Annotated in this window: 25 protein-coding genes; 10 read left to right on the top strand and 15 right to left on the bottom strand. The window is 62.3% G+C overall.

The genetic code is table 11. The features are described 5' to 3' along the window. Positions 1–3 precede the first annotated feature (3 nt). The 8 genes from ACM5SV_RS16470 to ubiE all read right to left on the bottom strand — a co-directional run bounded on the left by ACM5SV_RS16470 (position 4) and on the right by ubiE (position 10,017). Entirely contained in the window at positions 4–1,665 is a 1,662-nt protein-coding gene (locus ACM5SV_RS16470) for a urocanate hydratase (RefSeq protein ID WP_222015166.1), read from the bottom strand. A 68-nt stretch (positions 1,666–1,733) separates the two neighbouring features. Next, positions 1,734–2,063 carry a TfoX/Sxy family protein gene (locus tag ACM5SV_RS16465; protein WP_222015175.1) on the bottom strand — a complete coding sequence of 110 codons (330 nt, stop codon included), beginning with the start codon at positions 2,061–2,063 and terminating at the stop codon, positions 1,734–1,736. Positions 2,064–2,066: 3 nt separating this feature from the next. Beyond that, positions 2,067–3,164, bottom strand: a complete 1,098-nt coding sequence (locus tag ACM5SV_RS16460) for a DUF917 domain-containing protein (RefSeq protein ID WP_222015177.1) — start codon at positions 3,162–3,164, stop codon at positions 2,067–2,069. After that, positions 3,145–4,425 carry a Zn-dependent hydrolase gene (locus tag ACM5SV_RS16455; protein WP_222015180.1) on the bottom strand — a complete coding sequence of 427 codons (1,281 nt, stop codon included), beginning with the start codon at positions 4,423–4,425 and terminating at the stop codon, positions 3,145–3,147. The genes ACM5SV_RS16460 and ACM5SV_RS16455 overlap by 20 nt, the downstream gene beginning before the upstream one ends. Beyond that, positions 4,422–5,801, bottom strand: coding sequence for a dihydroorotase (locus ACM5SV_RS16450; RefSeq protein WP_222015182.1), 1,380 nt, complete (start codon positions 5,799–5,801; stop codon positions 4,422–4,424). The genes ACM5SV_RS16455 and ACM5SV_RS16450 overlap by 4 nt, the downstream gene beginning before the upstream one ends. 23 nt (positions 5,802–5,824) lie before the next feature. After that, entirely contained in the window at positions 5,825–7,411 is a 1,587-nt protein-coding gene (locus tag ACM5SV_RS16445) for an aromatic amino acid lyase (protein WP_222015185.1), read from the bottom strand. 192 nt (positions 7,412–7,603) lie between these two features. Further along, entirely contained in the window at positions 7,604–9,178 is a 1,575-nt protein-coding gene (gene ubiB, locus ACM5SV_RS16440; RefSeq protein ID WP_222015187.1) for a 2-polyprenylphenol 6-hydroxylase, read from the bottom strand. A 62-nt stretch (positions 9,179–9,240) separates the two neighbouring features. Then, positions 9,241–10,017, bottom strand: a complete 777-nt coding sequence (ubiE, locus tag ACM5SV_RS16435) for a bifunctional demethylmenaquinone methyltransferase/2-methoxy-6-polyprenyl-1,4-benzoquinol methylase UbiE (RefSeq protein ID WP_012759879.1) — start codon at positions 10,015–10,017, stop codon at positions 9,241–9,243. A gap of 149 nt (positions 10,018–10,166) precedes the next feature. On the opposite strand from ubiE, the gene mutM reads away from it, so the two are divergent. The 5 genes from mutM (at position 10,167) to ACM5SV_RS16410 (ending at position 15,966) form a co-directional block, all read left to right on the top strand. Continuing rightward, positions 10,167–11,057, top strand: a complete 891-nt coding sequence (gene mutM / locus ACM5SV_RS16430) for a bifunctional DNA-formamidopyrimidine glycosylase/DNA-(apurinic or apyrimidinic site) lyase (RefSeq protein ID WP_222015188.1) — start codon at positions 10,167–10,169, stop codon at positions 11,055–11,057. Between the two features lie 38 nt (positions 11,058–11,095). Continuing rightward, positions 11,096–11,869 (top strand): enoyl-CoA hydratase, encoded by a 774-nt coding sequence (locus ACM5SV_RS16425; protein ID WP_012759881.1) that lies wholly within the window; start codon positions 11,096–11,098, stop codon positions 11,867–11,869. 192 nt (positions 11,870–12,061) lie between these two features. Then, positions 12,062–12,340: a 30S ribosomal protein S20 gene (gene rpsT, locus ACM5SV_RS16420; protein WP_003556028.1), complete on the top strand. Its 279-nt coding sequence runs from the start codon at positions 12,062–12,064 to the stop codon at positions 12,338–12,340. A gap of 855 nt (positions 12,341–13,195) precedes the next feature. Continuing rightward, positions 13,196–14,746: a chromosomal replication initiator protein DnaA gene (dnaA, locus tag ACM5SV_RS16415; RefSeq protein ID WP_012755754.1), complete on the top strand. Its 1,551-nt coding sequence runs from the start codon at positions 13,196–13,198 to the stop codon at positions 14,744–14,746. A 137-nt stretch (positions 14,747–14,883) separates the two neighbouring features. Beyond that, positions 14,884–15,966 (top strand): saccharopine dehydrogenase family protein, encoded by a 1,083-nt coding sequence (locus tag ACM5SV_RS16410; RefSeq protein WP_017995845.1) that lies wholly within the window; start codon positions 14,884–14,886, stop codon positions 15,964–15,966. Between the two features lie 67 nt (positions 15,967–16,033). Here ACM5SV_RS16410 and hemW read toward each other — a convergent pair whose 3' ends face one another. Genes hemW through rph form a run of 4 tightly spaced genes read right to left on the bottom strand, consistent with a single transcriptional unit; the run spans position 16,034 to position 19,032 of the window. Then, a complete protein-coding gene (hemW, locus tag ACM5SV_RS16405) occupies positions 16,034–17,236 on the bottom strand; it encodes a radical SAM family heme chaperone HemW (protein ID WP_222015190.1) in 1,203 nt (400 codons plus the stop codon). A gap of 9 nt (positions 17,237–17,245) precedes the next feature. Continuing rightward, positions 17,246–17,890, bottom strand: a complete 645-nt coding sequence (gene rdgB / locus ACM5SV_RS16400; RefSeq protein ID WP_011650179.1) for an RdgB/HAM1 family non-canonical purine NTP pyrophosphatase — start codon at positions 17,888–17,890, stop codon at positions 17,246–17,248. After that, positions 17,891–18,316 (bottom strand): VOC family protein, encoded by a 426-nt coding sequence (locus ACM5SV_RS16395; RefSeq protein ID WP_222015202.1) that lies wholly within the window; start codon positions 18,314–18,316, stop codon positions 17,891–17,893. It abuts the gene before it with no gap. Further along, on the bottom strand, positions 18,313–19,032 hold the full coding sequence (gene rph, locus ACM5SV_RS16390) for a ribonuclease PH (protein WP_017958689.1): 720 nt from the start codon (positions 19,030–19,032) through the stop codon (positions 18,313–18,315). Before rph ends, ACM5SV_RS16395 begins: the two co-directional genes overlap by 4 nt. Before the next feature lie 128 nt (positions 19,033–19,160). Between rph and hrcA the strand changes: the two genes are divergently transcribed. Together hrcA and grpE are read left to right on the top strand one after the other, a co-directional pair. After that, positions 19,161–20,249 carry a heat-inducible transcriptional repressor HrcA gene (gene hrcA / locus ACM5SV_RS16385; RefSeq protein WP_012755759.1) on the top strand — a complete coding sequence of 363 codons (1,089 nt, stop codon included), beginning with the start codon at positions 19,161–19,163 and terminating at the stop codon, positions 20,247–20,249. A gap of 111 nt (positions 20,250–20,360) precedes the next feature. After that, positions 20,361–20,993 (top strand): nucleotide exchange factor GrpE, encoded by a 633-nt coding sequence (grpE, locus tag ACM5SV_RS16380; RefSeq protein ID WP_012755760.1) that lies wholly within the window; start codon positions 20,361–20,363, stop codon positions 20,991–20,993. A gap of 64 nt (positions 20,994–21,057) precedes the next feature. Here the strand turns inward: grpE and ACM5SV_RS16375 are convergent, their stop codons facing one another. Then, the gene (locus ACM5SV_RS16375) at positions 21,058–22,002 is read right to left on the bottom strand and encodes a nucleoside hydrolase (RefSeq protein ID WP_222015267.1); all 945 of its coding nucleotides are present in this window, start codon (positions 22,000–22,002) and stop codon (positions 21,058–21,060) included. 277 nt (positions 22,003–22,279) lie between these two features. Between ACM5SV_RS16375 and ACM5SV_RS16370 the strand changes: the two genes are divergently transcribed. Together ACM5SV_RS16370 and ACM5SV_RS16365 are read left to right on the top strand one after the other, a co-directional pair. Beyond that, on the top strand, positions 22,280–22,705 hold the full coding sequence (locus ACM5SV_RS16370) for an Hsp20 family protein (protein ID WP_012755762.1): 426 nt from the start codon (positions 22,280–22,282) through the stop codon (positions 22,703–22,705). A gap of 47 nt (positions 22,706–22,752) precedes the next feature. Next, on the top strand, positions 22,753–23,010 hold the full coding sequence (locus ACM5SV_RS16365; RefSeq protein WP_003556039.1) for a DUF1150 family protein: 258 nt from the start codon (positions 22,753–22,755) through the stop codon (positions 23,008–23,010). 160 nt (positions 23,011–23,170) lie between these two features. On the opposite strand, the gene ACM5SV_RS16360 is transcribed toward ACM5SV_RS16365, so the two are convergent. After that, complete coding sequence (locus tag ACM5SV_RS16360) at positions 23,171–23,437, bottom strand: DUF2277 domain-containing protein (protein WP_017995848.1); 267 nt, start codon at positions 23,435–23,437, stop codon at positions 23,171–23,173. A gap of 440 nt (positions 23,438–23,877) precedes the next feature. Here ACM5SV_RS16360 and ACM5SV_RS16355 point away from each other — a divergent pair, with 440 nt between their 5' ends. Then, positions 23,878–24,195: a hypothetical protein gene (locus tag ACM5SV_RS16355; protein WP_419425334.1), complete on the top strand. Its 318-nt coding sequence runs from the start codon at positions 23,878–23,880 to the stop codon at positions 24,193–24,195. Positions 24,196–24,384: 189 nt separating this feature from the next. Here the strand turns inward: ACM5SV_RS16355 and trmB are convergent, their stop codons facing one another. Beyond that, positions 24,385–25,098, bottom strand: a complete 714-nt coding sequence (gene trmB, locus ACM5SV_RS16350) for a tRNA (guanine(46)-N(7))-methyltransferase TrmB (protein WP_017995850.1) — start codon at positions 25,096–25,098, stop codon at positions 24,385–24,387. Positions 25,099–25,103 lie beyond the last annotated feature (5 nt).

Raw genomic sequence — 25,103 nt, 5'->3', positions numbered from 1 at the left:
ACATCAACCAAGCCGGATATAGGGCACGTCCTTCTTCGCCACCTCGTCCAGCGCCTCCTCGTAACCGGCATCGGCGTAGCGCATGACGCCAAGCGCCGTATCGTTGGTCAGCGCATGGTCGAGCCGTTCGTCAGCGTCGTCCGTGCCGTCGGCGACCACGGTGACGCCGCAGCTCGTCATGTAGCCGGCATAGCCGCCGCCGCCGGAATGGACGACGACCAGATCGGCCATTGACGAGCAGAGCATCATCGCGTCAATCAGCGGCCAGTCGGCAATCGCATCGGAGCCGTCCTTCATCCCCTCGGTCATGATATTCGGATGCGCCATGGCGCCGGCGTCGAGATGGTCACGGGAGAAGGCAACCGGCCCTTTAAGCGTGCCGTCTGCCACAAGCGCATTGACGCGCCGAGCGAGTGCCGTGCGTTCGCCATGGCCGAGCCAGGCGATCCGTGCCGGAAGCCCCTCGAAGGGCACATGCTCGCGCGCCAGCCGGATCCAGTTGGTGATGATTTTGTTGTCGGGGAACATTTCGAGCAGCAGGTCGTCGATGCGGGCGATATCGCTCTCCTCGCCTGACAGAGCCATCCAGCGGAATGGGCCGATCGCCCGGGCAAACAACGGCCTGAGATAGGCCTCGGTGAAGATCGGAATGTCGAAGGCATTGGCGACGCCGCCCTCTTTGGCCTGCGTGCGGATCAGATTGCCGTTGTCGAAGACTTCCGAGCCCTTTTTCTGGAACTCCAGCATCGCCGTCACATGCTCGACGATTGAGGCGCGGCTTGCCGCCATAAGCTGGCCCTGCCCATCGTCGCGCAGGCCCTTGACCTGATCGAGGCTCATGCCCTTCGGCACGTAACCGTAGACGAGGTCATGCGCCGAGGTCTGGTCGGTGACGATATCGGGCACGATGCCGCGGCGGGCGATCTCGGGATAGACCTCCGCCGCATTGCCGACGAGGCCGACGGAAAGCGCCCGCTTGTCCTTCACCGCCGCATCGATCATCTGAAGGGCAGTATCGAGATCGGGCGCGATTTCCTGGAGATAACCTATCTGCTGGCGCTTGCGGGCCCGCTCCGGATCGATGTCGATGCAGAGGATCGCAGCGCCTGCCATGCGGCCGGCGAGTGGCTGCGCCCCACCCATGCCGCCGAGGCCGGCCGTCAGCACGAACCGGCCGAGGAGATCGCCGCCGAAGCGCCGCTCGGCGATGCGCATGAAGATTTCGTAGGTACCCTGGATGACGCCCTGGCTGCCGATATATTGCCAGGCGCCGGCGGTCAGCCCGCCCCAGCAGATCAGTCCCTTGCGCTGCAACTCGTAGAACACTTCGGCCTTTGCCCATTGCCCGACGATATTGCAGTTCGCCATGATGACCAGCGGTGCCTTGGCATGCGTTCGAACGAGCCCGATCGGCTTGCCGGACTGGATGAGCAGCGTATGGTCCTCTTCCATCTCGGTCAGCGCCTTGACGATGCCTCTGTGCGCCGCCCAGTTGCGGGCTGCCTTGCCGAGAGCGGCATAGACGATCAGATTGTCGGGATCCTCGCCGACGGAGAGCACGTTTTCGAGCAGCCGCAGCAGCGCCTCCTGCCGCCAGCCCTTGGCGCGCAGTTCCGGCCCGCCGGGAATCGGAAATTTCGGATGACGTGGATTGGCCTTCGGCATCGTGGGTTCCTCGTTTTGCTCTCTGCTTTCCCTTCTCCCCGCTGGGGAGAAGGGAATGGCATCGTTTGCTATTTGCTCGGCAGCGATCCCACATAGGCGAGCGCCGCATCAAGCAAACGCCGTCTCAGGGCATCGTCGCCGTAAACCTCGGCACCGCCTCGCACCCAGCCATGCATGACACGCTCGCCCGACAGCATCTGGATCACGCCTGGTAATCCAAGCGCCCAGCCGTCATTGCCCTTGCCGAGACGGATCAGCATGCCGTCATTCCGCGCGCAGCAGAGAAGATTGCCGTTCAGCATGAAGGCCCAGCCGCCGAACATCGATTTTTCGGCAAGGCCGGACCGATCGCCGAGTTCCTCACGCATCAGTTCTTCGAGACCGGGATCGCGCGCCATGGCTCAGGCCTTCGTCGCCAGTGCATAGCGTGCGATCTCGATCCCCATCGCCTTTTCGACGACGGGATAGACGGTCGGATCGAGCACGCTTGCCGACAGCGGAATGATATCCATCGGCACATGCAGGATGAACACATGCATGCCCTCCTTGAGCTGGCCGACACTCAGCGGCTCGCCCTCTGGTGAAAGCGTGGTGATCACCGCGGGGAAGGTCGCTAGCCGCCCGCCATCCGCATCGTCCACCGCCATATATTCGTTCATCACATGCAGCGTCACCGACTTGTCGCCTGCGCCGACGGTGATCGTGCCGATGTCGAAGGCTTCCTTGGTATAGACGACGTCCTTGCGGGCAATGACGCCCTCGGCAAGGATATGCCCGCCGGTCGTCTTGCAGATCGCGTCGATGACATCAGATCCGCTGCGCTTCTCCGCCGCGATGATTGCCTCGCCGAGCGCAAGCGCCATCGAGATGCCGCCGAGTGCTGCATGGCTGCGGACATAGGAGGCGCGGAGCGGATTGCGGCAACTGGCGATGAAACCGCCGGATTGGTCGGCGGCGGCGCGCAGTACCGGCGAGATCTTTGCCGTCGCCCCCTTCACCACCAGTTCGATATAACGGTTTTCGGCGCGATTGCCGCCGACGGCGGTCTGGATCATCGGCTCGGGCGAGCCGGCCATGCCGATCGAGCCCATATCGCCCGTCGGATGTGCGCGGATATCGCCGACCGCGTCGACCACCTTGGTGCCGAGGATTGCCGACGGCAGCCAGCCGTTCAGCGTCGAGGATTTGCCGTTCTGGCCGATGATCAGCCCGGAAAGTTTTTCGCCGAGCGCCTCCTGCAGCAATTGCACCGCCTTCACATAGTCGATGCCTTGCATTTCCCAGGGCGTGGTGGAGGCCGGCGCGCCGATCGCGGCCGCAGTCGCAATCCAGTCCTCGTCCTTCAGCTCGTCGATCGAGACCAGCTCCGGCTTGCCGACATTGACGGCGGCAAGCCCAAGCATCCGCCCGTGATCAGCCCAGCCGCCGCCGCCGGCGGCATAGACGGAGCCGCCCTTGACGGCAGCTTCCACGTCCTTCTCAACGAGTATGCGTCCCATTCGCCTTCTCCTGATTCAAGCTTTTGTCCATCTCGCGCACCGCCTCGAACAGCACGGCGGTGCCGAGCGCGATATCGTCATTCTCAGCCCATTCATCGGCCGAATGGCTGCGGCCTTCGCGGCAAGGCACGAAGATCATTGCCGCCGGCGCCACCTTGGCGATCCAGGCCGTGTCGTGTCCTGCGCCGGAGGCCATGCGCCGATGTTTTGCGCCGACCCGCTCGCAGGCAGCCTCCAAGGTCGACAGCAGCCCGGCATCACCAGGCGTCGGCTGATTGTCGGAAACCCGGTTCGGGGTCTTGATCGTCACGCCATAGGCCGCCGCCAGCTTCTCGACATGACCGTCGAGCCAGCGGCAGAATGCCTCCATGTCGGCGCGGATTTCGGCACGGCCATCGATCAACAGCACCACCTTCGACGGCACGACATTGGCGGCATTCGGCTCGATCCGGAATTCGCCGACCGTCGCTGCGAAATGCCCCGGCGTTTTGGCAAGTTCTGCGGCGGCGTTGCGGATGTCGAGCACCAGCTGTGATGCCGCCACCAACGCATCCGCCCGCCGGTCCATCGGCGTCGTGCCGGCATGGTCGGCCCGCCCTTCGACGGTGATCTCGATCCGGGTGATGCCTGAGATCGCGGTGACGATGCCGACATCCTCTTTTTCGGCTTCGAGCACCGGGCCTTGTTCGATATGAAGCTCCAGAAAGCCTGCTATATCGGGCCTGTTCTGCTGCATCAGCACATCGGGTCTGCCGCCGACCTGCGCGATGCCCTCGGTCAGGTCGCGCCCGTCGCTGACGCGCGAAAGCCAGGCCTCCGGCAACTGGCCGGTCATGCCGCGGCTGCCGATGCAGGACACGCCGAAGATGCTGACCTCTTCGGCGAGGAAATCGACGATTTCCAGATCGTGATCGAGCTCGATATTCTGGTCAACAAGCGCGCGCGCCACCTCCAGCGCCGAGATGACCCCGGCAATGCCGTCAAAGCGGCCGCCATCCGGCACCGTGTCGGAATGCGAGCCGACCATGATCGTGCCGAGCCACGGTTTCCGGCCTGTCCGCCGTCCGACCAGATTGCCGGCGGCATCGATTCGCGTTTCCAGCCCCGCCGCCTTCATCCGCGCTTCGATATAGGCCCGGCCATCGAGGAAGAGCGGCGAGAAGGCCCGCCGCGTCCAAGGGTGCCCCGGCTCGGTAATCCCGGCCAGCGCCTCGATATCTTCAGCGATCCGGCCGGCATTGACGGGTAGATTGCGGCTCATGCTTCAGCTCCCGCAATGAGCTGGCGCGGCAGCGGCCGTACGAAGCGCCCGGTACCGGGCTCGGCCAGCACCTTGGCGCCTTCGGCGATCTTTTCGCCGCGCAGATAGGTGGTGGAAACGGTCCAGGGCAGGCGGATGCCGTTATAGGGGCTCCAGCCGACGATGTTGTTGCCGCTCGCCGACGCATCATAGACGCTTTCGCGCGGCTCGAGCACGACGATATCGGCATCCTTGCCCGCTGTCAGCGCACCTTTGATATGGTCGAGCCGGAAATGCTTCGCCGGGTTCTCCGCCATCAGCCTGGCTGCCCATGTCAGCGGAATGCCGCGTTCGGTGGCACCTTTCACGAAAAGCGGCACCATCACCTCGAGGCCGGGAACACCGGAGGCGTTGGCGAGCATGTCGGGATTGGTCTTGCGGTTTTCCGACCAGCTGACGTGATCGGTCGAAACCAGCCAGACATCACCCTCCGCCACCTTCCGCCATAGCCTCTCCACCTCGGCGCGCGGCCGCACCGGCGGATTGATCTTCGCCTTGCCGCCGAGCCGCTTCACATCGTTTTCCTCGTCGAGCGTCAGGTAGTGGATGCAGCATTCGACCGTCGCCGCAAAACCGTCGCGGCGATAGGCACGCGCGATATCGTAGCCGCGCCCGAGCGAGCAGTGCACCACATGCGCCGGGCAGTGGGTCACAGCACCCGTCTCGAAGATCGTGTGCATCGCCAGCAGCTCGGTGATCGGCGGCCGCGACAGGCCGTGCGCCCGCCAGTCGGTGATGCCGCTCGCCTTCACCTGTTCCATGTACGTGCGCACCGCCTCGTCGTCTTCATTGTGCACGCCCGCCGTCAGCCCCGTCGGCGCGATTGCCGCAAAGCAGGCGTCGAGCAGGGCCGGCGGAATGCGCGGAAAGCGCTTGGGATCGGTGCCGAAGGTCGAGAATTTGAAGGCCGCGACGCCTGCCTCGACCATCTCACGGATGCGCGCCGGGCCTTCTTCCGGATCGACGGTGCCGTAGAGCGCAAAGTCGACGCGCGCCTGCGGACCGGCATGATCGATCTTCCGCTTCACCGCCGCCGCCGAGCAGACGAGATTGCCCTCGTCATAGGGCATGTCGACAATCGTTGTCACGCCGCCGGCCACCGCCGAGCGTGTCGACCAGAGGAAGTCCTCCTGGTCTTTCTGGGAAAGCGAATGCACCTGCGCGTCGATCGCGCCGGGCAGGATCAGCGCTTTTCCGAGCAGATGCCGTTCGCGGCCCGCAGGCGGCACGCCGAGGCCGACCTCGGCGATTTTGCCGTCGCGCACGGCGACATAGCCCTCTTCGACAATGCGGTCCGGCAGCACCACTGTGCCCTGCAGAACGAGATCGAAGTCCATGCTGCTTCCTCCGTAACTGGAAATCAGACCGCTGCCGGCTCGTGATGTGCTAGCCGTTCCTCGATGCGCTGCAGCGAGCCGAGGGCGAAGAAATCGTCGAAGGAGGCGATCGGAACCTGCTCGGTCAGCTTGGTCACGAATTCGTCCGAACCAAGCTCCTCCTCGATCGCTTCCACTTCAGCCGAAAGCGGCCGGTCGACCGTATAGAAATCCGCATGTTTGCGCACGACCTCGTAGAGCATGGCGGCGACACCCTTCGGTTCATCGCCGAGAATATCGATCGCCTGGGCAGACAGCAGCGCCTCGAGGGCTGCGAGACGCTTCAGCGCCCGCATCTGCCGGTCGAAGCGTTCGATGACGAGCGGCAGGAAGGCCGCCTCGTCCTCCAGCCCGGCTGCGACGACCAGCGACTGGGCCGACACAGGATTGGACATCGACAGCACGCGCGAGAAGATCTCGCCGGCAAGCTTGATGATCGGCCCGAAACCGGTGGCAATCCGCCCCGGCGGCACCAGATTGACCGGCAGGTCGCGCCGCTGGCCATTGCCGAGAATGACGCAGCGGTTGAAGGCGTTACGCGCCGCATGCGCCATGCAGAGTGCGGCCGATTCGAGCAGGATCGTCACATCGAGCGGAAGCGAGCCGCCCGACGTCATCACCCGGCCTTCGACCACGACGGGATTGTCGTCCGAGCGCCCGGTGGCGGCAAGGATCTTGTGGCCGGTCGATAAGAGGTTTTCGATCACCGCGCCGAACACCTGGGCGATCATGCGCAGGCTGAGCGGATCCTGCACATGCGTTGCGACGGGCCAGTCCCATTCGTCGGAGGCGTTGCAGAGCCAGGCGCCGATCAGCGCCTCGCGCGCCGTTCCGACATGCCGGACCGCCTTCCAGGGATCGCGGGAGGCGCCAAGCGCGCCGGCCGCCATCATCGCCGTTGCCAGCAGGACGCGGATCGAGGCCGCGGCGTTGCGCGTCGTTTCCGCCGCCGAGGCAAAGCTCACCGCATTGACGCTGAGCGAGGCGAGGCTGTCGCGCGGCGCCATCCGCATCGGTTCCAGCCCGGCCGCCTGGAAAGCCTCGGCCGCCTGCATCCGGTTGCCGCGATAGATCGCTTCGCCGACGCCGGTCAGCACAGCGCCGATCTGTCCCATCAGGCCGATATCCGCACAGCCGATCGAGCCGGTACGGCGCACGACCGGGATGAGATCGGCCTCGAGCATCCTGATATAGGCTTGGATCAGCTCCGGCGTGCAGCCGACCTGGCCGGTCAGCGCCGTGTTGATACGGATCGCCATGGCATTGCGCACGATATTGCAGGAAAAGGGGGTGCCGGTGCCGAAATGATGGGCGCGCACCAGGCCGAGATTGAAGGTGTCGAGTTCGTCGGCCGACCACTCCACATCCTTCATGGCGCCGACGCCTGTCGTCGAGCCGTAGACGGGCATGCCGGAGGCAATGGCATCCTCGACGACCTCGCGGGCGATCGCGATGCGGGCCATGCCTGTCGCCGAAGCCGAAACCGCAGCCTTCCCCGCCCCGATCGTCACCATCTCGGCAAAACCGAGCGGTCGTCCGGAAAGTTCGATGCCAGGGCGTTCGTGCTTCATGTGCCATATCTCCCTAGAATGGGATGATTTTAGGCCGATCGGCCCAAAATCTGAATCCCGTTCTAAATTAAAGAGTCAGAGCATGATGTCGCTCACACTTTTCGGCATCATGCTTTGAAGACGAGACTAAGCGAGCCCTCCGTCACATGGGATATCCCAAATGCCGAACACAGCATGTTTTTGGCAGGCGGATCAGCTCAGCATCCAGGCAATATAGACAAGCGTCAATGCGATGATCCACAGCGCAATCTTGGCCGAGCGATTGTGCCGCGCTTCGGCCTTGCCGATCGCCTCCGCCGTCTCAGCATCGAAACGTAAGCCGTGCTCGCTCATATGCAGCAGCTGATGGTGGAATTTTTCGGTCTTCGCCGCGATTTCCGGCACGGCTTCGGCGAGCTTGACCGCCGCCTTCAGCCCGTCCTTGAGATCGGTGGCGATCCGCTTCGGTCCGAGATTGGTGCGGATCCAGTCGCCGACGACAGGCTCTGAGGCCTTCCACATGTTGAAGCGCGGATTGAGCATGCGCGATACGCCCTCGACCACGACCATGGTCTTCTGCAGCATCACCAGTTCCGGCCGCGTCTCCATGTCGAAGAGCTCGGTCACCTCGAACAGCAGCGTCAGCAGCTTGCCCATCGAGATCGTCTCGGCCGGCTGGCCATGGATCGGCTCACCGATTGCCCGGATCGCCTGGGCGAAGCTTTCGACATTGTGGTGGCCGGGCACATAGCCCGCCTCGAAATGCACCTCGGCGACGCGGATATAGTCGCGGGTGATGAAGCCATAGAGGATTTCGGCGAGGAACCGCCGCTCCTTCTTGCCCAGCCGCCCGACGATGCCCATGTCGACGGCGACGATCATGCCATCAGCATCGACGAAGAGATTGCCGGGATGCATGTCGGCATGGAAGAAGCCGTCGCGCAGCGTGTGGCGCAGGAACGACTGGATCAGCGTATCGGCAAGCAGGTTGAGATCATGGCCTGCCGCGCGCAGGCCATCGACGTCAGACATCCTCGTGCCGTCGATCCACTCCATGGTGATGACGTCGCGCCCGGTGCGCTCCCAGTCGACCTTCGGCACGCGGAAGCCGGGATCCCGTTCGGTATTCTCGGCGATCTCGGAAAGGGCGGCCGCCTCCAGGCGAAGATCCATCTCCACCTTCGTCGTCTGCTCCAGCGTCTTCGTCACCTCGACCGGCCGCAGCCGCCGACTGGACGCCAGGAAACGCTCCTGCATATGGGCAACGAGATACATCGCCTCGATGTCATGGGCAAAACGCTGGCGCACGCCGGGCCGCACGATCTTGACGGCGACTTTCTTCCGGCCTCCGGCGCTCTCAACTTCGGCCGGATGCACCTGCGCGATCGAGGCGGCGGCGATCGGATCGCCGAAGCTCGCATAGAGTTCGCGAATCGGCCGTCCGAGTGAGCCTTCGATATTGGCCTTGGCCGCCGCCGAGGGAAAGAAGGCCATCCGGTCCTGAAGCTGCGACAGGTCGTTGGCGAATTCGACGCCGACCACATCCGGCCGCGTCGCCAGGAACTGCCCGATCTTCACATAGGAGGGACCGAGCCGCTCGACAGCCTGCGCCAATCGGTCGCTGCGCTTCTGATGCCGCGCCTTGCTTCGCTCGAAAATCGTGACGAAGGATTTGGCGAGTGCGACCGGAGGCGGCAGCCCTTCGGACGGAAGAGCTGATACGACGCCCTCACGCACGAGCACCCAGCCGACACGCCAAAGGCGGAAATATGCGCCGAAAGTACTCATGTTCTGTTTGATTCTCGCGCGACGCTATTCGAAAACCGCTCTACATTTTTCGGCGTCATGCGTCAGAGCTTCCAGCCGGAATGGAGTGCGGCGATGCCGCCGGTATAATTGGTAAAGGTGACGCGCGAAAAGCCGGCCTGGCGGATCATTGCCGCGAAATTCTCCTGGTTCGGGAACTTGCGGATCGATTCCACCAGATATTGATAGGGTTCGGCATCGCCGGTTATCGCCTTGCCGAATTGTGGAATGGCATTGAACGACCAGGCGTCGTAGATCTTGTCGAGAAGCGGCATATCGACTTCGGAAAATTCCAGCACCAGCAGCCGCCCGCCGCGCTTCAAGACGCGATAGGCCTCAGACAGCGCCGCATCGATCCTCGGCACGTTGCGGATGCCGAAGGCGATCGTATAGGCGTCGAAGCTGCCTGTCTCGAAAGGCAGTTCCTCGGCATTCGCCTCGACGAAGGTGAGATTGCCGGAAAGCTTCTTCTTTTCCGCCCGCTCGGCGCCGACGCCGAGCATCGAGCCGTTGATGTCGAGCACGGTGGCATGCGCCTGTCTGCCCGAAGCCTCGACGATGCGGAAGGCGATATCGCCGGTGCCGCCGGCCACGTCGAGCACCTTGTAGCCCGGCTCCTTGCGCGGGTTCAGCGCCGAGATCATCGCATCCTTCCAGGCGCGGTGCATGCCCATCGACATGACGTCGTTCATGATGTCGTAGCGCTTGGCGACCTTGTGGAACACCTGGTTGACCAGGCTCTGCTTCTCGCCGTCAGGCACCTCGCGGAAGCCGTAGGCGGTCTCCATGCCGCCGTCGGCGGAAGTGCGGCTTTCTGACATCAGACTGCTCCGTTCCTGAAGATTCGGGCGTGACGGCCATAGCGAAAGACCGCGCGCGACGTTATCTATGGGCCGCGTTTTCCGCGGCACACTGGCGCTATAGCGCACATCGTCGTCGGTTGAAACACGTTAGAGATAGATGGGTTAAGATGCCGGAATTGCCAGAAGTCGAAACGGTGAAACGCGGCTTGACGCCGGCGATGGAGGGCACCCGCGTCACCAGGCTGGAGCTGCGCCGCGGCGATCTGCGCTTCCCCTTTCCCGACGCTTTCGCAGACAGGGTTTCCGGCCGCACCATCGTTGGCCTTGGTCGCCGCGCCAAATATCTGCTGGTCGATCTCGACGACGGCAACACGCTGATTTCGCATCTCGGCATGTCCGGTTCGTTTCGCATCGAGGAGGGTGCAGTCTCCGGCATGCCGGGCGAATTCCACCATGCCCGCTCGAAGGACGAGAAGCACGATCACGTCGTCTTCCATCTGCAAGCGGCCCGCGGCCCGCGTCGTGTCGTCTATAACGATCCTCGCCGTTTCGGCTTCATGGATATGGTGGGACGTGCCGATCTCGCCGCTCATCCCTTCTTCCGCGATCTCGGCCCGGAGCCGACAGGAAACGAGCTTGGCGCCGCCTATCTGGCTGAACGCTTCCGCGACAAGGCGCAGCCGCTGAAGAGCGCGCTGCTTGACCAGAAGAACATTGCCGGTCTGGGCAACATATATGTCTGCGAGGCGCTTTGGCGCGCGCATCTTTCGCCGATCCGCGCCGCCGGCACGCTGGTGACGCCAGGGGGCCGGCCGAAGGCGCAGCTCGACCTGCTCGTTGCCTCGATCCGCGACGTCATCGCCGATGCGATCGCCGCCGGCGGATCGTCGCTGCGCGACCATATCCAGACCGACGGATCGCTCGGCTATTTCCAGCATTCCTTCTCCGCCTATGATCGCGAAAGTCAGGCTTGCCGCACGCCCGGCTGCGGCGGTACGGTCGCCCGCATCGTCCAGGCGGGTCGCTCCACCTTCTATTGCGCCACCTGTCAGAAGTAAGCCTGCCAGAAGTAAGAGTGAGAAACCGGGAGAACAGCATGGCCTTTGAGACCCTGATCGTCGAAACCCGAGGCAATGTTGGCCTCGTCACGCTGAACCGCCCGCAGGCGCTGAACGCGCTGAATTCCACCGTCCTGAAGGAACTCAAAGAGGCCTACGCCGCCTTCCACGCCGACGAGACGGTCGGGGCGATCGTGCTGACCGGTTCCGAGCGCGCCTTTGCCGCCGGCGCCGATATCAAGGAGATGCAGCCGCTTGAGTTCGCCGATATCTATAAGAGTGATTTCATCAGCGGCTGGGATGAGGTCGCCAAGGCGCGCAAGCCGGTGATCGCTGCGGTCAGCGGCTTTGCCCTCGGCGGCGGCTGCGAGCTCGCCATGATGTGCGATTTCATCATCGCCTCGGAGACGGCGAAGTTCGGCCAACCGGAAATCACCCTGGGCGTCATTCCCGGGATGGGCGGCTCGCAGCGGCTGACGCGCGCTGTCGGCAAGGCGAAGGCGATGGATCTCATCCTGACCGGCCGCATGATGGATGCGGCCGAGGCGGAGCGATCGGGACTCGTTTCGCGTGTGGTCGCGCCCGAACGTTTGCTCGACGAGGCTTTTGCCGCGGCCGAAAAGATCGCTTCGCTTTCTCGTCCCTCGGTCTTGATGGCCAAGGAGGCGGTCAACCGCGGATTCGAGACGACGCTGGAGGAGGGCTTGCGTTTCGAACGCCGCCTGTTTCACAGTCTCTTTGCCACGGAAGACCAGAAAGAAGGCATGGCGGCCTTCGTCGAGAAGCGCAAACCGGCTTTTACGCACCGTTGAATGCTTTTCGGCGCCTGCCGGTGGTAAAGCTTGAAAATCCGCGTTGACGTGGGCCGGCTTTAGAGTTATATGCCCGCCCACGGTTCGGAAAGCCGGTTTGGTTTTCCGCGATTGCTCCCGCATTGCTGGATTTTGTGGCCGCAGGGCCCGCGGTAATGGCGGAGTTTGTTCGAATTCTTGAGAGAGGCATCCATGGCCAATACAACTTCGGCGAAAAAAGCGACCCGCAAGATCGCCCGCCGTACCGACGTCAATAAGGCTCGTCGCTCGCGCGTTCGTACTTTCGTTCGCCAGGTCGAAGAGGCCATCGCATCCGGTGACGCCGCCAAGGCGAAGGAAGCTTTCCTGGCTGCTCAGCCCGAGCTTGCCCGCGCCGCCAGCAAGGGCGTGCTGCATGCCAACACGGCATCGCGCAAGGTCTCGCGTCTGGCCGCTCGTGTGAAGGCTCTTTCGGTCACCACGACCGCGTAATCTTCCATTAACGACTTCTTCTTTATGATTAGCCCGGTAATTTTACCGGGCTTTTTCGATTCCGCCGATCAGCCCCTGCATGGTTAATCCCGCGACTGTTTCGTGTCAGCGCCATGACAGGAAAAATTGTTTGAAAACAATGGCTTGCGCAAGGATGCTTTCACGCCGCGCGACTCTGCCCCACGCTTCCGGGACCACAGGGGAGTCAAGAGGATTTTATTTTTTTTCTTTCAATGCGTGTCAAAATAGCCCGAACGGGGGAATCTCTTTGATTCAACTGCGATTCTTTTTTGACGCTGGTGTGACGCCCGAAAAGGGCAGGCCGAGTCAATGGCCGCTTGTTAATTTTGCGTAAAATTCATCGTTGATATTGCCGTTTGATCCTGCCTAAATGGCTTCCAACAGAGGGCGCGGACATCACCTGCAGAGGCTCGGTTTTAACTGCCACGTCGGCAGGGCGATGAGTTTGTACCTTTTGTTACGGAGCCCTGCGCTTCCGTCTTTTCAAGCACTCGACGGATTTGAGCCGTAACGTGGCTGTTACGGAGCGGGGATGTTTTGTGCCTTCTGTGGCCACACGTTTAAGGCGAGGCCACTGGAGAAGGTAAAGTAATATTGCGTTCGGGCTGGTCGGCCGAAAACGAGGATCGACCGCCAGCCTGGCACGGAAAGCCGGTGAAGGTTGCCGCATGAGCGCGGCACCTGCAACGGAGTTCTGTGCCGGTCCCGTGAGGGGCAGTGTTTGAGTGAACCGGCAGGCGAGCGGCTCATGAGGATCCGTCAGCCCGCCAAAGCGGGGAATGATCGGGCGGCCGTTTTAGCGGATGCCGGCCGGTGGAATTGAAAGGCGGCATTATGCAGATGAATACGATGACGACGAGCGGGCTCGACAATGGGGATGCGGCACCGCAGGCGTTCGGCTCCATTCGCCTGGAAGCGGCGGAAGTAAAGGCGGATATGAAGCAGAACGTATTGTTTGAGCGCGTCACCGCGCGCTTGAAGGCTCAGGTCGGTCAGGATGTCTACGCCAGCTGGTTCGCCCGGCTGAAGCTGCATTCGGTATCGAAGAGCGTCGTTCGCCTTTCGGTCCCCACGACCTTCCTGAAGTCGTGGATCAACAATCGTTATCTCGATCTCATCACCGGTCTGTTCCAGGCCGAAGATCCGGAAATTCTGAAAATCGAAGTCCTGGTGCGTACGGCGACGCGCCACGGCACGAAGGCGCTCGATGAGGCGGTCGCGCCGGAACCAGCCGCCCCTACGCAGATGCGCCGCCCGGCAAGCGCTCAGCCGGCCGGTCAGGCCGTCCAGCAGGCGGTTTCGGCCGTTGCCGCCGCAAGGCCCGCAAGCTTCGGCTCGCCGCTCTTCGGTTCGCCGCTCGATAGCCGCTTTACCTTCGACACCTTCGTCGAAGGCAGCTCGAACCGGGTAGCACTTGCGGCTGCAAAGACGATCGCGGAAGCCGGTCAGGGCGCCGTGCGCTTCAACCCGCTCTTCATCCATTCGACCGTCGGCCTCGGCAAGACCCACCTGCTGCAGGCTGTCGCCAATGCGGCAGTGCAGAACCCCAGGGCTCTGCGCGTCGTCTATCTGACGGCCGAATATTTCATGTGGCGTTTCGCCACCGCGATCCGCGACAATGATGCGCTGACGCTGAAGGATTCGCTGCGCAACATCGATCTCTTGATCATCGACGACATGCAGTTCCTGCAGGGCAAGATGATCCAGCATGAATTCTGCCATCTCCTCAACATGCTTCTCGACAGCGCCAAGCAGGTCGTCGTAGCCGCCGACCGTGCGCCCTGGGAGCTGGAGTCGCTCGACCCCCGCGTTCGCTCGCGCCTCCAGGGCGGCGTCGCGATCGAATTCGACGCGCCGGATTACGAGATGCGTCTCGAAATCCTCAAGCGTCGCCTTGCTGTCGCCCGGCTCGAAGATCCGTCGCTCGAAATTCCGGCCGAGTTGCTCCAGCATGTCGCTCGCAACGTCACGGCCAGCGGCCGCGAACTTGAAGGCGCTTTCAACCAGCTGGTCTTCCGCCGCTCCTTCGAGCCGAACCTGTCGATCGAACGCGTCGACGAACTGCTCGCCCATCTCGTCGGCTCCGGCGAACCCCGCCGTGTGCGCATCGAGGATATCCAGCGCATCGTTGCAAGACACTACAATGTCTCGCGCCAGGAACTGGTGTCGAACCGCCGCACCCGCGTCATCGTCAAGCCGCGCCAGATCGCCATGTATCTGTCGAAGACGCTGACGCCGCGCTCCTTCCCGGAGATCGGCCGCCGTTTCGGCGGGCGTGATCACACGACCGTGCTGCACGCCGTGCGCAAGATCGAGGAACTGATTTCGGGAGACACCAAGCTTTCGCACGAAGTCGAGCTTCTGAAGCGCCTGATCAACGAATAGTCGATAGGTTTTTCCGAAAAATCCACGGCCGGAAGCGATTCCGGCCGTTTTGCTTTATAAGTTTTTTATTCTATACCTCCCGCGCATCACGTGCATGTCAAAGACTGAAGCGCCAAAACGGCGCGTGGGAGGAATGAATGAGTTTCGAAAAGATCGCCGTTCTCGGCCTGGGCAAGGTCGGACGGCTGGCGGCGACGCTGTTGCATGAAGGCGGCTTCGAGGTCATCGGCGTCGATGCGCAATTGCCGCTGAGCGACGTCCCCTTCAAGTGCCGCATCGGCGATATCTCCGATCCTCAAGTGATCGGCGAACTGCTCTCGAATGTCGAGGCGGTGCTGTCCTGCCTGCCCTATCATTTGAATATCGAGCTGGCGCGCGCCGCCCATCTTGCCGGCATTCATTATTTCGATCTGACCGAAGACGTTCCGACCACCAATTTCATCATCGAGCTGTCGAAGACAGCCCGCGGCCTGATGGCGCCGCAATGCGGCCTGGCGCCGGGTTTCGTCGGCATCGTCGGTGCAAGCCTGGCCGACGGCTTCGATCGCTGCCGGTCGATCCGCATGCGCGTCGGCGCCCTGCCGCAGCATCCGACCGGACTGCTCGGCTACGCCTTCAACTGGTCGCCCGAGGGCGTCGTCAACGAATATCTGAACGACTGCGAGGTCATCGAGGGCGGTGTGCGCAAGCTTGTCTCGCCGATGGAATGGCACGAGACCGTCTATGTCGGCGGCGTCAAGCTCGAAGCCTTCACGACGTCCGGCGGCCTTGGCACCATGTGTGACACCATGCTCGGCAAGATCGACAATCTCGATTACAAGACCATGCGTTATCCCGGCCATATGGAGCTGATGAATTTCTTCTTCCACGAGCTGTTGATGCGCGACAAGCGCAAGCTCGCCGGCGAGATCCTGACCAATGCCAAGCCGCCGGTTGAAGACGATGTTGTCTATGTCCATGTCGCCGCCGAAGGCACCGAGAATGGCAGCCTGCGCCGCAAGGAATTCGTGCGCGCCTATTACCCGATCGAGATTGCCGGCGCGCGCCGCACGGCGATCGCCTGGACGACGTCAGCCTCCGTCGTCGCCGTCATCGAGATGGTCCGCGACGGCCTGCTGCCGACGACCGGCTTCCTGCACCAGGAGCATATTCCGCTGGAGATGTTTTTGAAGACGCCGACCGGCAGCCTCTTCAAGGCGGGTGCGACCAGCCACGGCTAAGAAACAGCCTCCGGTGCGGCGGCAATATCAATGCCGCCGCACCGAAAACCAATCCGTCGTATGGGTGTCAGCAAGCGAGATCGGCGACGACGGAATCGAGGATCAGCATGCCGGATGGCGTGCAGCGCAGCCGTGAATTGCCGATCCGCTCGATGAATTTGTGTTCGAGCAGGAATTCCTCGCGTTTCGGGTCGAGATCGCGGCCCGAAAGTTGCTGCCAGCGGGCAAGATCGACGCCTTCCCTGAGCCGCAGCCCCATCAGCAGCAGCTCGTCGGACTGTTCCTCGAAGCCGAGCCGCTCCTCGTCGAGAATGCCGTGGCCGTCACGCTCGACCATGTCGAGCCAGGCTTCCGGCTTGCGCTGGGTCGCCGTCGCGAGCTTCTCCGGGCCACGCGTCAGCCGGCCATGGGCGCCGGGACCGATGCCGGCATAATCGCCGTAGCGCCAGTAGGTCAGGTTATGCCGGCTTTCAGCTCCCGGCCGGGCATGATTGGAAACCTCATAGGCCGGCATGCCCTCGCGCGCGGTGATCTCCTGCGTCGCCTCGTAGAGCACTGCCGATTGCTCGCCGTCCGGCACGATCAGCTTGCCGGCCTTGTGCAGGCCGTAGAAGGGCGTGCCTTCCTCGATGGTCAGCTGATAAAGCGAAAGATGGTCGACCGCATAGGAGATCGCCTCCTTCAATTCCTTTTCCCATTCCTCGACGGTCTGGTCGGGCCGGGCATAGATCAAGTCGAAGGACATGCGCGGGAAGATGTCGCGCGCCAGCCTTATCGCCTTCAGCGCGTCGGCGACATCATGCAGCCGGCCGAGGAATTTCAGATCCCGGTCGTTCAGCGCCTGCACGCCGAGCGAGACGCGATTGACGCCGGCCGCCCGGTAGCCGCGGAACCGTTCGGCCTCGACGCTCGAAGGGTTGGCCTCCATGGTGATCTCGATGCCATCTGGCACATGCCAGTGCCGCGCAATGCCGTTGAGAATGGCGGAAACCGATTCCGGCTTCATCAGCGACGGTGTGCCCCCGCCGAGGAAGATGCTCGTCACCGTCTTCGGCCCGCTCATCGCCCGGACCGTCGCCATCTCCGTCAGGAAGGCTGATGTAAAGCGCTCCTGGTCCACCGGCTGGTGGCGCACATGGCTGTTGAAGTCGCAATAGGGACACTTCGCCGCGCAGAAGGGCCAGTGCACATAGACGCCGAAGCCCGGCTCGCCGGTATCGGGCAGCAGAGCCGCGTCGCGCGAGGTGCTTGGCGTGTCGAAATTGTCCACGAACAGACCTTATGCCTCCAGGCAGGTTTCAACAAAGAGTTTGAAGGCGCGGGCACGGTGCGACAGCGCTTGCGGCTTGCCGACGTTCCAGCCGTGTTTTTCCTCGCCGCTCATTTCGCCGAAGGTGATGTCGTAGCCCTCGGGCTGGAAGACCGGATCGTAACCGAAGCCCTGGGTGCCGCGCGGCGGCCAGACGACGCTGCCTTCCACCTCGCCGCGAAACAGCTCTGTATGCCCGTCCGGCCAGGCAAGGCAGAGCACGCTGATGAAACGCGCCGTGCGCTGTTCCGGCTTTGTCGCGCCCGCATCCTGCAGCGCCTTTTCCACCTTGGCCATCGCCATGTCGAAATCGCGCGTGCCGTCGGCCTTCTCCGCCCAATTGGCGGTGTAGACACCGGGATCGCCGCCGAGTGCATCGACCACCAGCCCGGAATCGTCCGACAGCGCCGGCATGCCTGAGGCATTGGCCGAGGCGACTGCCTTGATCGTCGCATTCTCCTCGAAGCTCGTGCCGGTCTCATCCGGCTCGACGAAATTCAGCTCGGCGGCCGATTTGGCGGTGAAGCCGAGCGGCCCGATCAATTCCTGGATCTCGCGGATCTTGCCGGCATTGTGGCTGGCAACGACGATGGTCTTCGTTTCAAGCTTGCGCATTCAGATGTCCTGTTCGATGCCCCAGATTTTAGCCTCCGCGCATTCCAGACTGTTACCGGCCGGATCGCGGAAATAGATCGAGCGGCCGCCCTTCGGCCAGCGCACTTCGGATTCGATCGCCACACCCGCCGCCGTCAGCCGCTCGGCCATGGCATCGATATTGCGGCCGGACACCCGGAAACAGGCGTGGCCCTGGCCGGTCGTGCCGTGCGGCGGTACCTGCAGTGCTTTAGGCGCTGGCGGTTTTACCGTTTCCTCGGGATTGAAGATCAGGAGAACGCCAGGCCCACAGCGGAAGAAGACATGCCGGTTGGCGGCGCGGGCGATCTTTTCAAGTCCGAGAACGTCTTCGTAGAACGTCTCGGCCTGGTCGAGATCCCGCGCATAGAGCGCCGTTTCCAACATGCCTTCCAGCATGGGGTTCATCCTTCGACGGCTTGCTTCTGCAGTGCCACGAGTTCGCCGATGCCGTTTCTGGCAAGCTGCATCAGCGAGGTGAATTCGCCCTCGCTGAACGGCGTGCCTTCGGCCGTGCCCTGGATCTCGACGATCCCGCCGGTGCCCGTCATGACGAAGTTCGCATCGGTCTCGGCCGAGGAGTCTTCGATGTAATCGAGATCGATCACCGGCTGGCTGGCGAAGATGCCGCAGGAGATGGCGGCGACATGATCCTTCAGGACCCGGTCGACCTTGATCATGTTGCGGCTTTCCATCCATTTCAGGCAGTCGTAAAGCGCGATCCAGCCGCCGGTGATCGAGGCGGTCCGCGTGCCGCCATCGGCCTGGATGACGTCGCAATCCAGCGTGATCTGCCGTTCGCCGAGCGCCTGCAGGTCGACGACGGCGCGCAGCGACCGGCCGATCAGCCGCTGGATTTCCTGGGTGCGGCCGCCCTGCTTGCCGGCGGCAGCCTCGCGCTTCATGCGTTCGCCGGTTGCCCGCGGCAGCATGCCGTATTCGGCCGTGACCCAGCCCTTGCCGGTATTGCGCAGCCATGGCGGCGTCTTTTCTTCGAGACTCGCCGTGCAGAGCACATGCGTGTCGCCGAACTTCACCAGGCAGGAGCCTTCCGCATGCTTGGAAAAATTGCGCTCGAACGAGACCTTGCGCATCTGGTCGATTTTTCTGCCTGAAGGCCGCATTCTTATCTCCTGGAGTTTATTTGACCGCTTCTACGATTGGCGGCGCTCATTTGCAAATTCCCTTTTGCCACGGGTGTTAGTTTGACTTACTTTTCGGGAAGTATCATCAGCACGGGTTCGAAAGCTTCATGGGCATCAGGTCGACGTCGGTTTCGGATGCTGTAGCTGCGCTGGACGAGCGCTCCAGGGAAATTTTTCGTCGCATCGTCGAAGGTTATCTGGAAAGCGGCGAGCCGCTCGGTTCACGTAACCTGTCCCGTATCCTGCCGATGTCGCTGTCGCCGGCCTCGGTGCGCAACGTCATGAGCGATCTCGAAGAGCTCGGCCTGATCTATTCGCCGCATGTCAGCGCCGGCCGGTTGCCGACCCAGATCGGCCTGCGCTTCTTCGTCGATGCCTTCATGCAGGTCGGCGACCTCTCGGCCGAGGAACGCGCCAGCATCGACCGCCAGGTGCGGGCCGAAAGCGGCGGCAATCCCGTCGAATCGATGATGAACGAGGCAAGCCGCATGTTGTCGGGCATTTCGCGCGGCGCCGGCCTGGTCATCACCTCGAAAAGCGATCCGGTGCTGAAACATGTCGAGTTCATCCGGCTCGAACCGACAAAGGCGCTGGCCGTGCTCGTCGGCGATCACGATCAGGTGGAAAACCGCATCATCGAGCTGCCGGCGGGCGTCACCTCCTCACAGCTGACCGAGGCGGCGAATTTCCTCAATGCCCATATGTCCGGCCAGACCCTGCCGGAGCTTCGCAAACAATTAAGCCGGCTGAAGGACGACGTCCGTCACGAGCTCGATGCCCTGTCGCGCGATCTGGTCGAGCGCGGCATTGCCGTCTGGGCCGGCAGCCCGGACGAGGGAAAACCGACGCAGCTGATCATCCGCGGCCGCGCCAACCTGCTCGAAGGCCTCGCCGGCGCCGAGGACCTCGACCGGCTGCGCCTGCTGTTCGACGATCTCGAGAAGAAGGACAGCCTGATCGAGATCCTCAATCTCGCCGAAAGCGGTTCGGGCGTCCGCATCTTCATCGGATCGGAAAACAAGCTCTTCTCGCTGTCCGGCTCGTCGCTCATCGTCGCGCCCTATCGTGACGATGACGATCGCATCGTCGGCGCTGTCGGCGTCATCGGCCCGACGCGGCTCAATTATTCCCGCATCGTGCCGATGGTGGACTATACAGCCCAGCTCGTCTCCCGCCTTTCGCGCAACCAGCTTTGACGCCGCAACTGCCAAGCACGCGGAATTTTCGCTTCTTTGTCACGCAGACTTGATTTTTTTCGGTCAAACCTCGATATCGGGCGCATCTGAAGACACCAACCGGAGACCGTCATGACCGATGACACGACGAAAAACGGACCTGACGCAACTGCGGCGGATGCCGCAGCCGACGCTACCGCCTACGTCGAGAACGAAACTGCGCAGGAAGAGGCCGCCCAGCCGGACGCGCTTGAGCTTCTGAAAGCCGAAAACGGCGAACTGCGCGACCGCTATCTGCGCCTTGCTGCCGAGATGGACAATCTGCGCCGGCGCACCGAGCGCGAGGTGAAGGATGCCAAGTCCTATTCCGTCGCGGGCTTTGCACGCGACATGCTCGCCGTCTCGGACAATCTGCGCCGCGCGCTCGATGCCATCCCTCCGGAGACCAGGGCTGCGGCCGATGCCGGCCTGAGCACGCTGATCGAGGGTGTCGAGATGACCGAGCGCGCCATGCTGTCGGCTCTCGAGCGCCACGGCGTTCGCAAGCTGGAGCCGGTTGGCCAGAAGTTCGATCCGAATTTCCATCAGGCGATGTTCGAGGTGCCGAACCCGGACGTGCCGAACAACACGGTCGTCCAGGTCGTGCAGGCAGGCTTCTCCATCGGCGAGCGCGTGCTGCGCCCGGCCATGGTCGGTGTCGCCAAGGGCGGCCCGAAGCCGGCGGAAGCCGAAACCAACTCCGTCTTCGACGAGAAAGACGCCTGAGAACACTTCCCTAGCGCGTCCCATGGGACGCGCGGCGCTCTGGCGGAGAAGGGGAACGAAAGAGTCAGATGCGGGCGAAGCGTTCGATCAGCAGATCGAAAAAGCCATCCGCATCGACATGGCGCATAACCTTGGCGTTGCGCTTGCGCTCGGTCACATGCCACCAGTCGACGACCGTCATGCCGACGGTGAGTTCGGACTGGACCTCGATCTCGACATTGCAGTCCCGGCCCTGGAAAAGCTCCGGCTTCAGCAGGTAGGCGACGACGGTCGGGTCGTGCAGCGGCCCGCCGTCGGAACCGTATTTCTCGATGTCGAAGCGTTCGAAGAATTCCAGCATCTCGACCATGGCCTTTGCCGGCGCCGTGCCGATCTCGGCCATGCGTTTCACCCGGTCCTTGCGGGTCAGCAATTGATGCGTCACATCAAGCGGCATCATCACGATCGGAACGCCTGAGCGGAAGACGATATCGGCGGCTTCGGGGTCGACATAGATGTTGAATTCGGCCGCCGGCGTGATGTTGCCGCCCTCGAAGAAGCCGCCGCCCATCATCACCAGTTCGCGGATGCGGGGGACGATGTCGGGCGCCTTCTGGAAGGCCATGCCGATATTGGTGAGCGGCCCGAGCGTGCACAGCGTCACCGTGCCTTCAGGCTCATGGCGCAACGTATCGATGATGAAGTCGACGGCATGGCCAGGCTGCAGCGCCATCGTCGGCTCGTTCAGCTCCGGACCGTCGAGGCCGGTCTTGCCGTGCACATGTTCGGCCGTCACCAGCTTGCGGGCGATCGGTGCGTCGGCGCCGGCGAAAACCTTCGTCTCCGTCCGGCCGCAAAGCTCGCAGACGATGCGCGCATTGCGGCTGGTGAGCGAAAGCGGCACGTTGCCGGCGACCGTCGTGATCCCCAGCACCTCCAGCTCATCGGGACTGCCGAAGGCCAGCATGATGGCGGCCGCGTCGTCCTGGCCGGGATCCGTGTCGATGATGATCTTTCTTGCGCTTGCCATTCCGATCGTTCCATCCTCGCACTGCGTGATATCGGGCATGCACCGATTTCTTCACGTCCCGTCACAAATCAGCACAATCCGCGCGGGCATGTTTTGATGCGAGGCAGCAGGCGCTTTGTCAAGGAAAGAGCCTGACGTCAGCTTAAAATTGAGAAGGTGGCGCCGACACGTCGCGCCCCATGCCTTGCAGCGCCGGGCTCCTCTCCCCATATTAGCGGCATCCGGATGCTGCCGTTAAGGTCCGGGATGGTCGCTTGCATCAAGGACTTGAAAAGAGATGAGCCGTATTACCCCTTTCGCCAGCCCGCTGCTTCTGGGCTTCGATGCCATGGAAAAGACGCTGGAGCGCATTTCCAAGGCGAGCGACGGATATCCGCCTTATAATATCGAACGCATCGGCGCCGACAGCGGCGCGCCGGAACGCCTGCGCATCACCCTTGCCGTGGCCGGTTTCAGCGAGGAGGAGCTCGATGTCTCCATTGAGGAGAACCAGCTTCTGATCCGCGGCCGCCAGGTCGAACAGGGCGAGCGGGATTATCTTTATCGCGGTATCGCCGCCCGTCAGTTCCAGCGTACTTTCGTTCTTGCCGACGGCATGCAGGTGCTGGGTGCGGCCCTGAAGAACGGTCTGCTCTCCGTCGATCTAATTCGTCCGGAACCCGCGCGCATGGTCAAGAAAATTAACATTTCGGTCTCACAGTAGCACAACGGTTTGTCGAACCGTTGGTCCCTTCTCCCGGAGGAACAGGAATGTTGATGAAAGAAGCCACGTCTCACTTGACCAAATCCGAGCTTGCCCACATCGGCAACGGCGAGGTCGCCTATATCAGAAAAATGCGCACCGATGAGGTCGCCAAGTGCTTTCCCGAGGCGCCGGATATCGATCCGACCGTCGATCTCTGGGCACTCTTCGGCGCCGACGGTACGCCGATCCTTTTGACGGACAACCGTTCGAGCACCTTCTTCAAGGCGGCCGAGGACGAATTGAAGACGGTCAGCCTGCACTGACCGTCAAAGACCGTCTGTCGCGTTTCACTGCTTGCGGTGCGCGGTCGTTCTATTCGAATTTCGCTGCGGTCGGGACAGATGTCGCGACATGTGCGCGTCGCCTTCTTTCAGATAGGCCAGTTGACGCTTGATTGAGGTCTCCTGTGCGTGACAGGATCTCTTACGCGAAGCGGACCGCCGTTCTCGCGCGCGCCTTTGCCGCTACCTCCTCGCGATCACGAGGAGGTTGAGACGTTTCCAGCGAATCGAGCAGCTCGCGGGCGCATGCTGCGATCGAACTGACCGCGTGCTCGAATGCGAGCTCATTGCGCTTCGACGGTTTGGTCGCTCCGCTCACTTTGCGCACGAACTGCAGCGCGGCATCGTGGATCTCCTCATCCGTCGCGGGCGGATCGAAATTGAACAGGGGTTTTATATTTCGGCACATGACTTGCTCCCGGTCATTGTCTCTTCCATTGAGAGGAGGGTGGCCAGCACAGAAAATAGTCGCGTGAGCGTTAATGGCAACCGGTCCAACGGCGGAACTCTACGCGCCGCAAGGCAGGACGCAGCGCCTTCAGTTCGGTTTGTTGTCGTCGTCGGCTTTAAAGCCGGATCACTTCGGATCGAATCGACCAGAAATCTGAATGCGCCTCTTCATCAGAAGCTGCCCGTGGGGTGATGGCTCGTTTACGCCGCCACTAGCGGCCATCTGTTCGAAACTGGTGCCTTTTCATGCTACAGACGAGTGCCTGTATTCCGCGTTGGCTTGTTCATGGTCGGCGACGAAAGGAGCTTGCATTGAACCAATCGCACCGATTTCTATTTCATACACAGCGCCCGAGAGACGATGGATGCGGGGTGTTAGTCCTGCAGATGCTCACCGGCATGAGCTACGACGAGGTGGCAGCCATGATCGATTGGGGCGATAAATCGGCGCATTATACAACCTGGAACGATCTTTGCGGCGTGTTGGCGGAGATCGGAGTGCCTATCGAAGCCCCGATCAAAACCAGTCGATGGAGCGATATCCAGGGGGTCGCCATCGTCCACGTTCAGCGGGATCACTTCATGCTTTACGACGCGGAAAACGGTCTGTTCTATGACCCAGCAGAGATGGAAGGCCCAGGGGTGGCCAGCGATCGCGTTCCAACCAGCTATCTGACCGTAGTCCCATCGGCGCTAACCACCGCTAAAATTGGGTAGAGCATGTCGCGCAAAAGTGTGCAGCGGTTTTGCGGCAACGGACATGCGAGAAACCAAGGAGCTAAAGCGTGGCAAGCGAATCTGAAGGATCGCGACGCGATTTGGCCCATCCTTCGGCACGGAAATCCGTCAGGCAGCGTCCCGCGCGCCGAGGAACATCATGGCGCGTTCGCCGACTTGCCGGCTGCCTCAGATCTTCCTGAAGGTCAGATAGGCCGAGGACCGCCCCTCGCGCCGCGCCTTGGCCTCGTAACGTGTGCTCGGCCAGCCCTCATAAGGGGTCAGCCAATCGGCTGCATTGTCGGCCATCCAGTCGAAACCGCCATGGTCGCGGCATTTGATTAGCGTCCAGTTCACATAGGTATCGATGTCGGAGGCGAAGCAGAACAGGCCGCCGGGCTTCAGCACGCGATGAAAGCGGTCGAGATTGGTTTTCGAGACGAAACGTCGCTTCCAGTGCTTCCGCTTCGGCCAGGGATCAGGATAGAGCAGATCGACCTGATCGAGTGAGCCGTCCGGCAGCCAATCGAGCAGCTGCGTCGCGTCGTCATTATAAACGCGGATATTGGAGGCACCGGTCTCGCCGATGCGCGACAGCAGCTTCTGCATGGAATTGACGAAGGGTTCGACACCGATGAAGCCGGTCGAAGGCGTGTTCAGCGCGCGGTGGATCAGGTGCTCGCCGCCGCCGAAACCGATTTCCAGCCGCAATCTTTCGACCGAGACCGGGAAGAGGGCCGGGAAAAGGGAAGTCAGCGGCTCCGGGGGAGCCGCCGAGAGATCGATCAGGAATGCCGGCAGGAGACTGTTCAGCGTCTCGGCCTGCTGTTCGCGCAGGGCCTTGCCCTTGCGACGACCGAAGAAGGCTTCGGTCGCCCGGCCGCGGCGTTCCATATCCGTCATGCTTT

The organism is Rhizobium sp. CRRU65 (assembly GCF_048551595.1).
GTDB lineage: Bacteria > Pseudomonadota > Alphaproteobacteria > Rhizobiales > Rhizobiaceae > Rhizobium > Rhizobium leguminosarum_J.
This window is presented reverse-complemented; position numbering and strand designations above follow the sequence as displayed.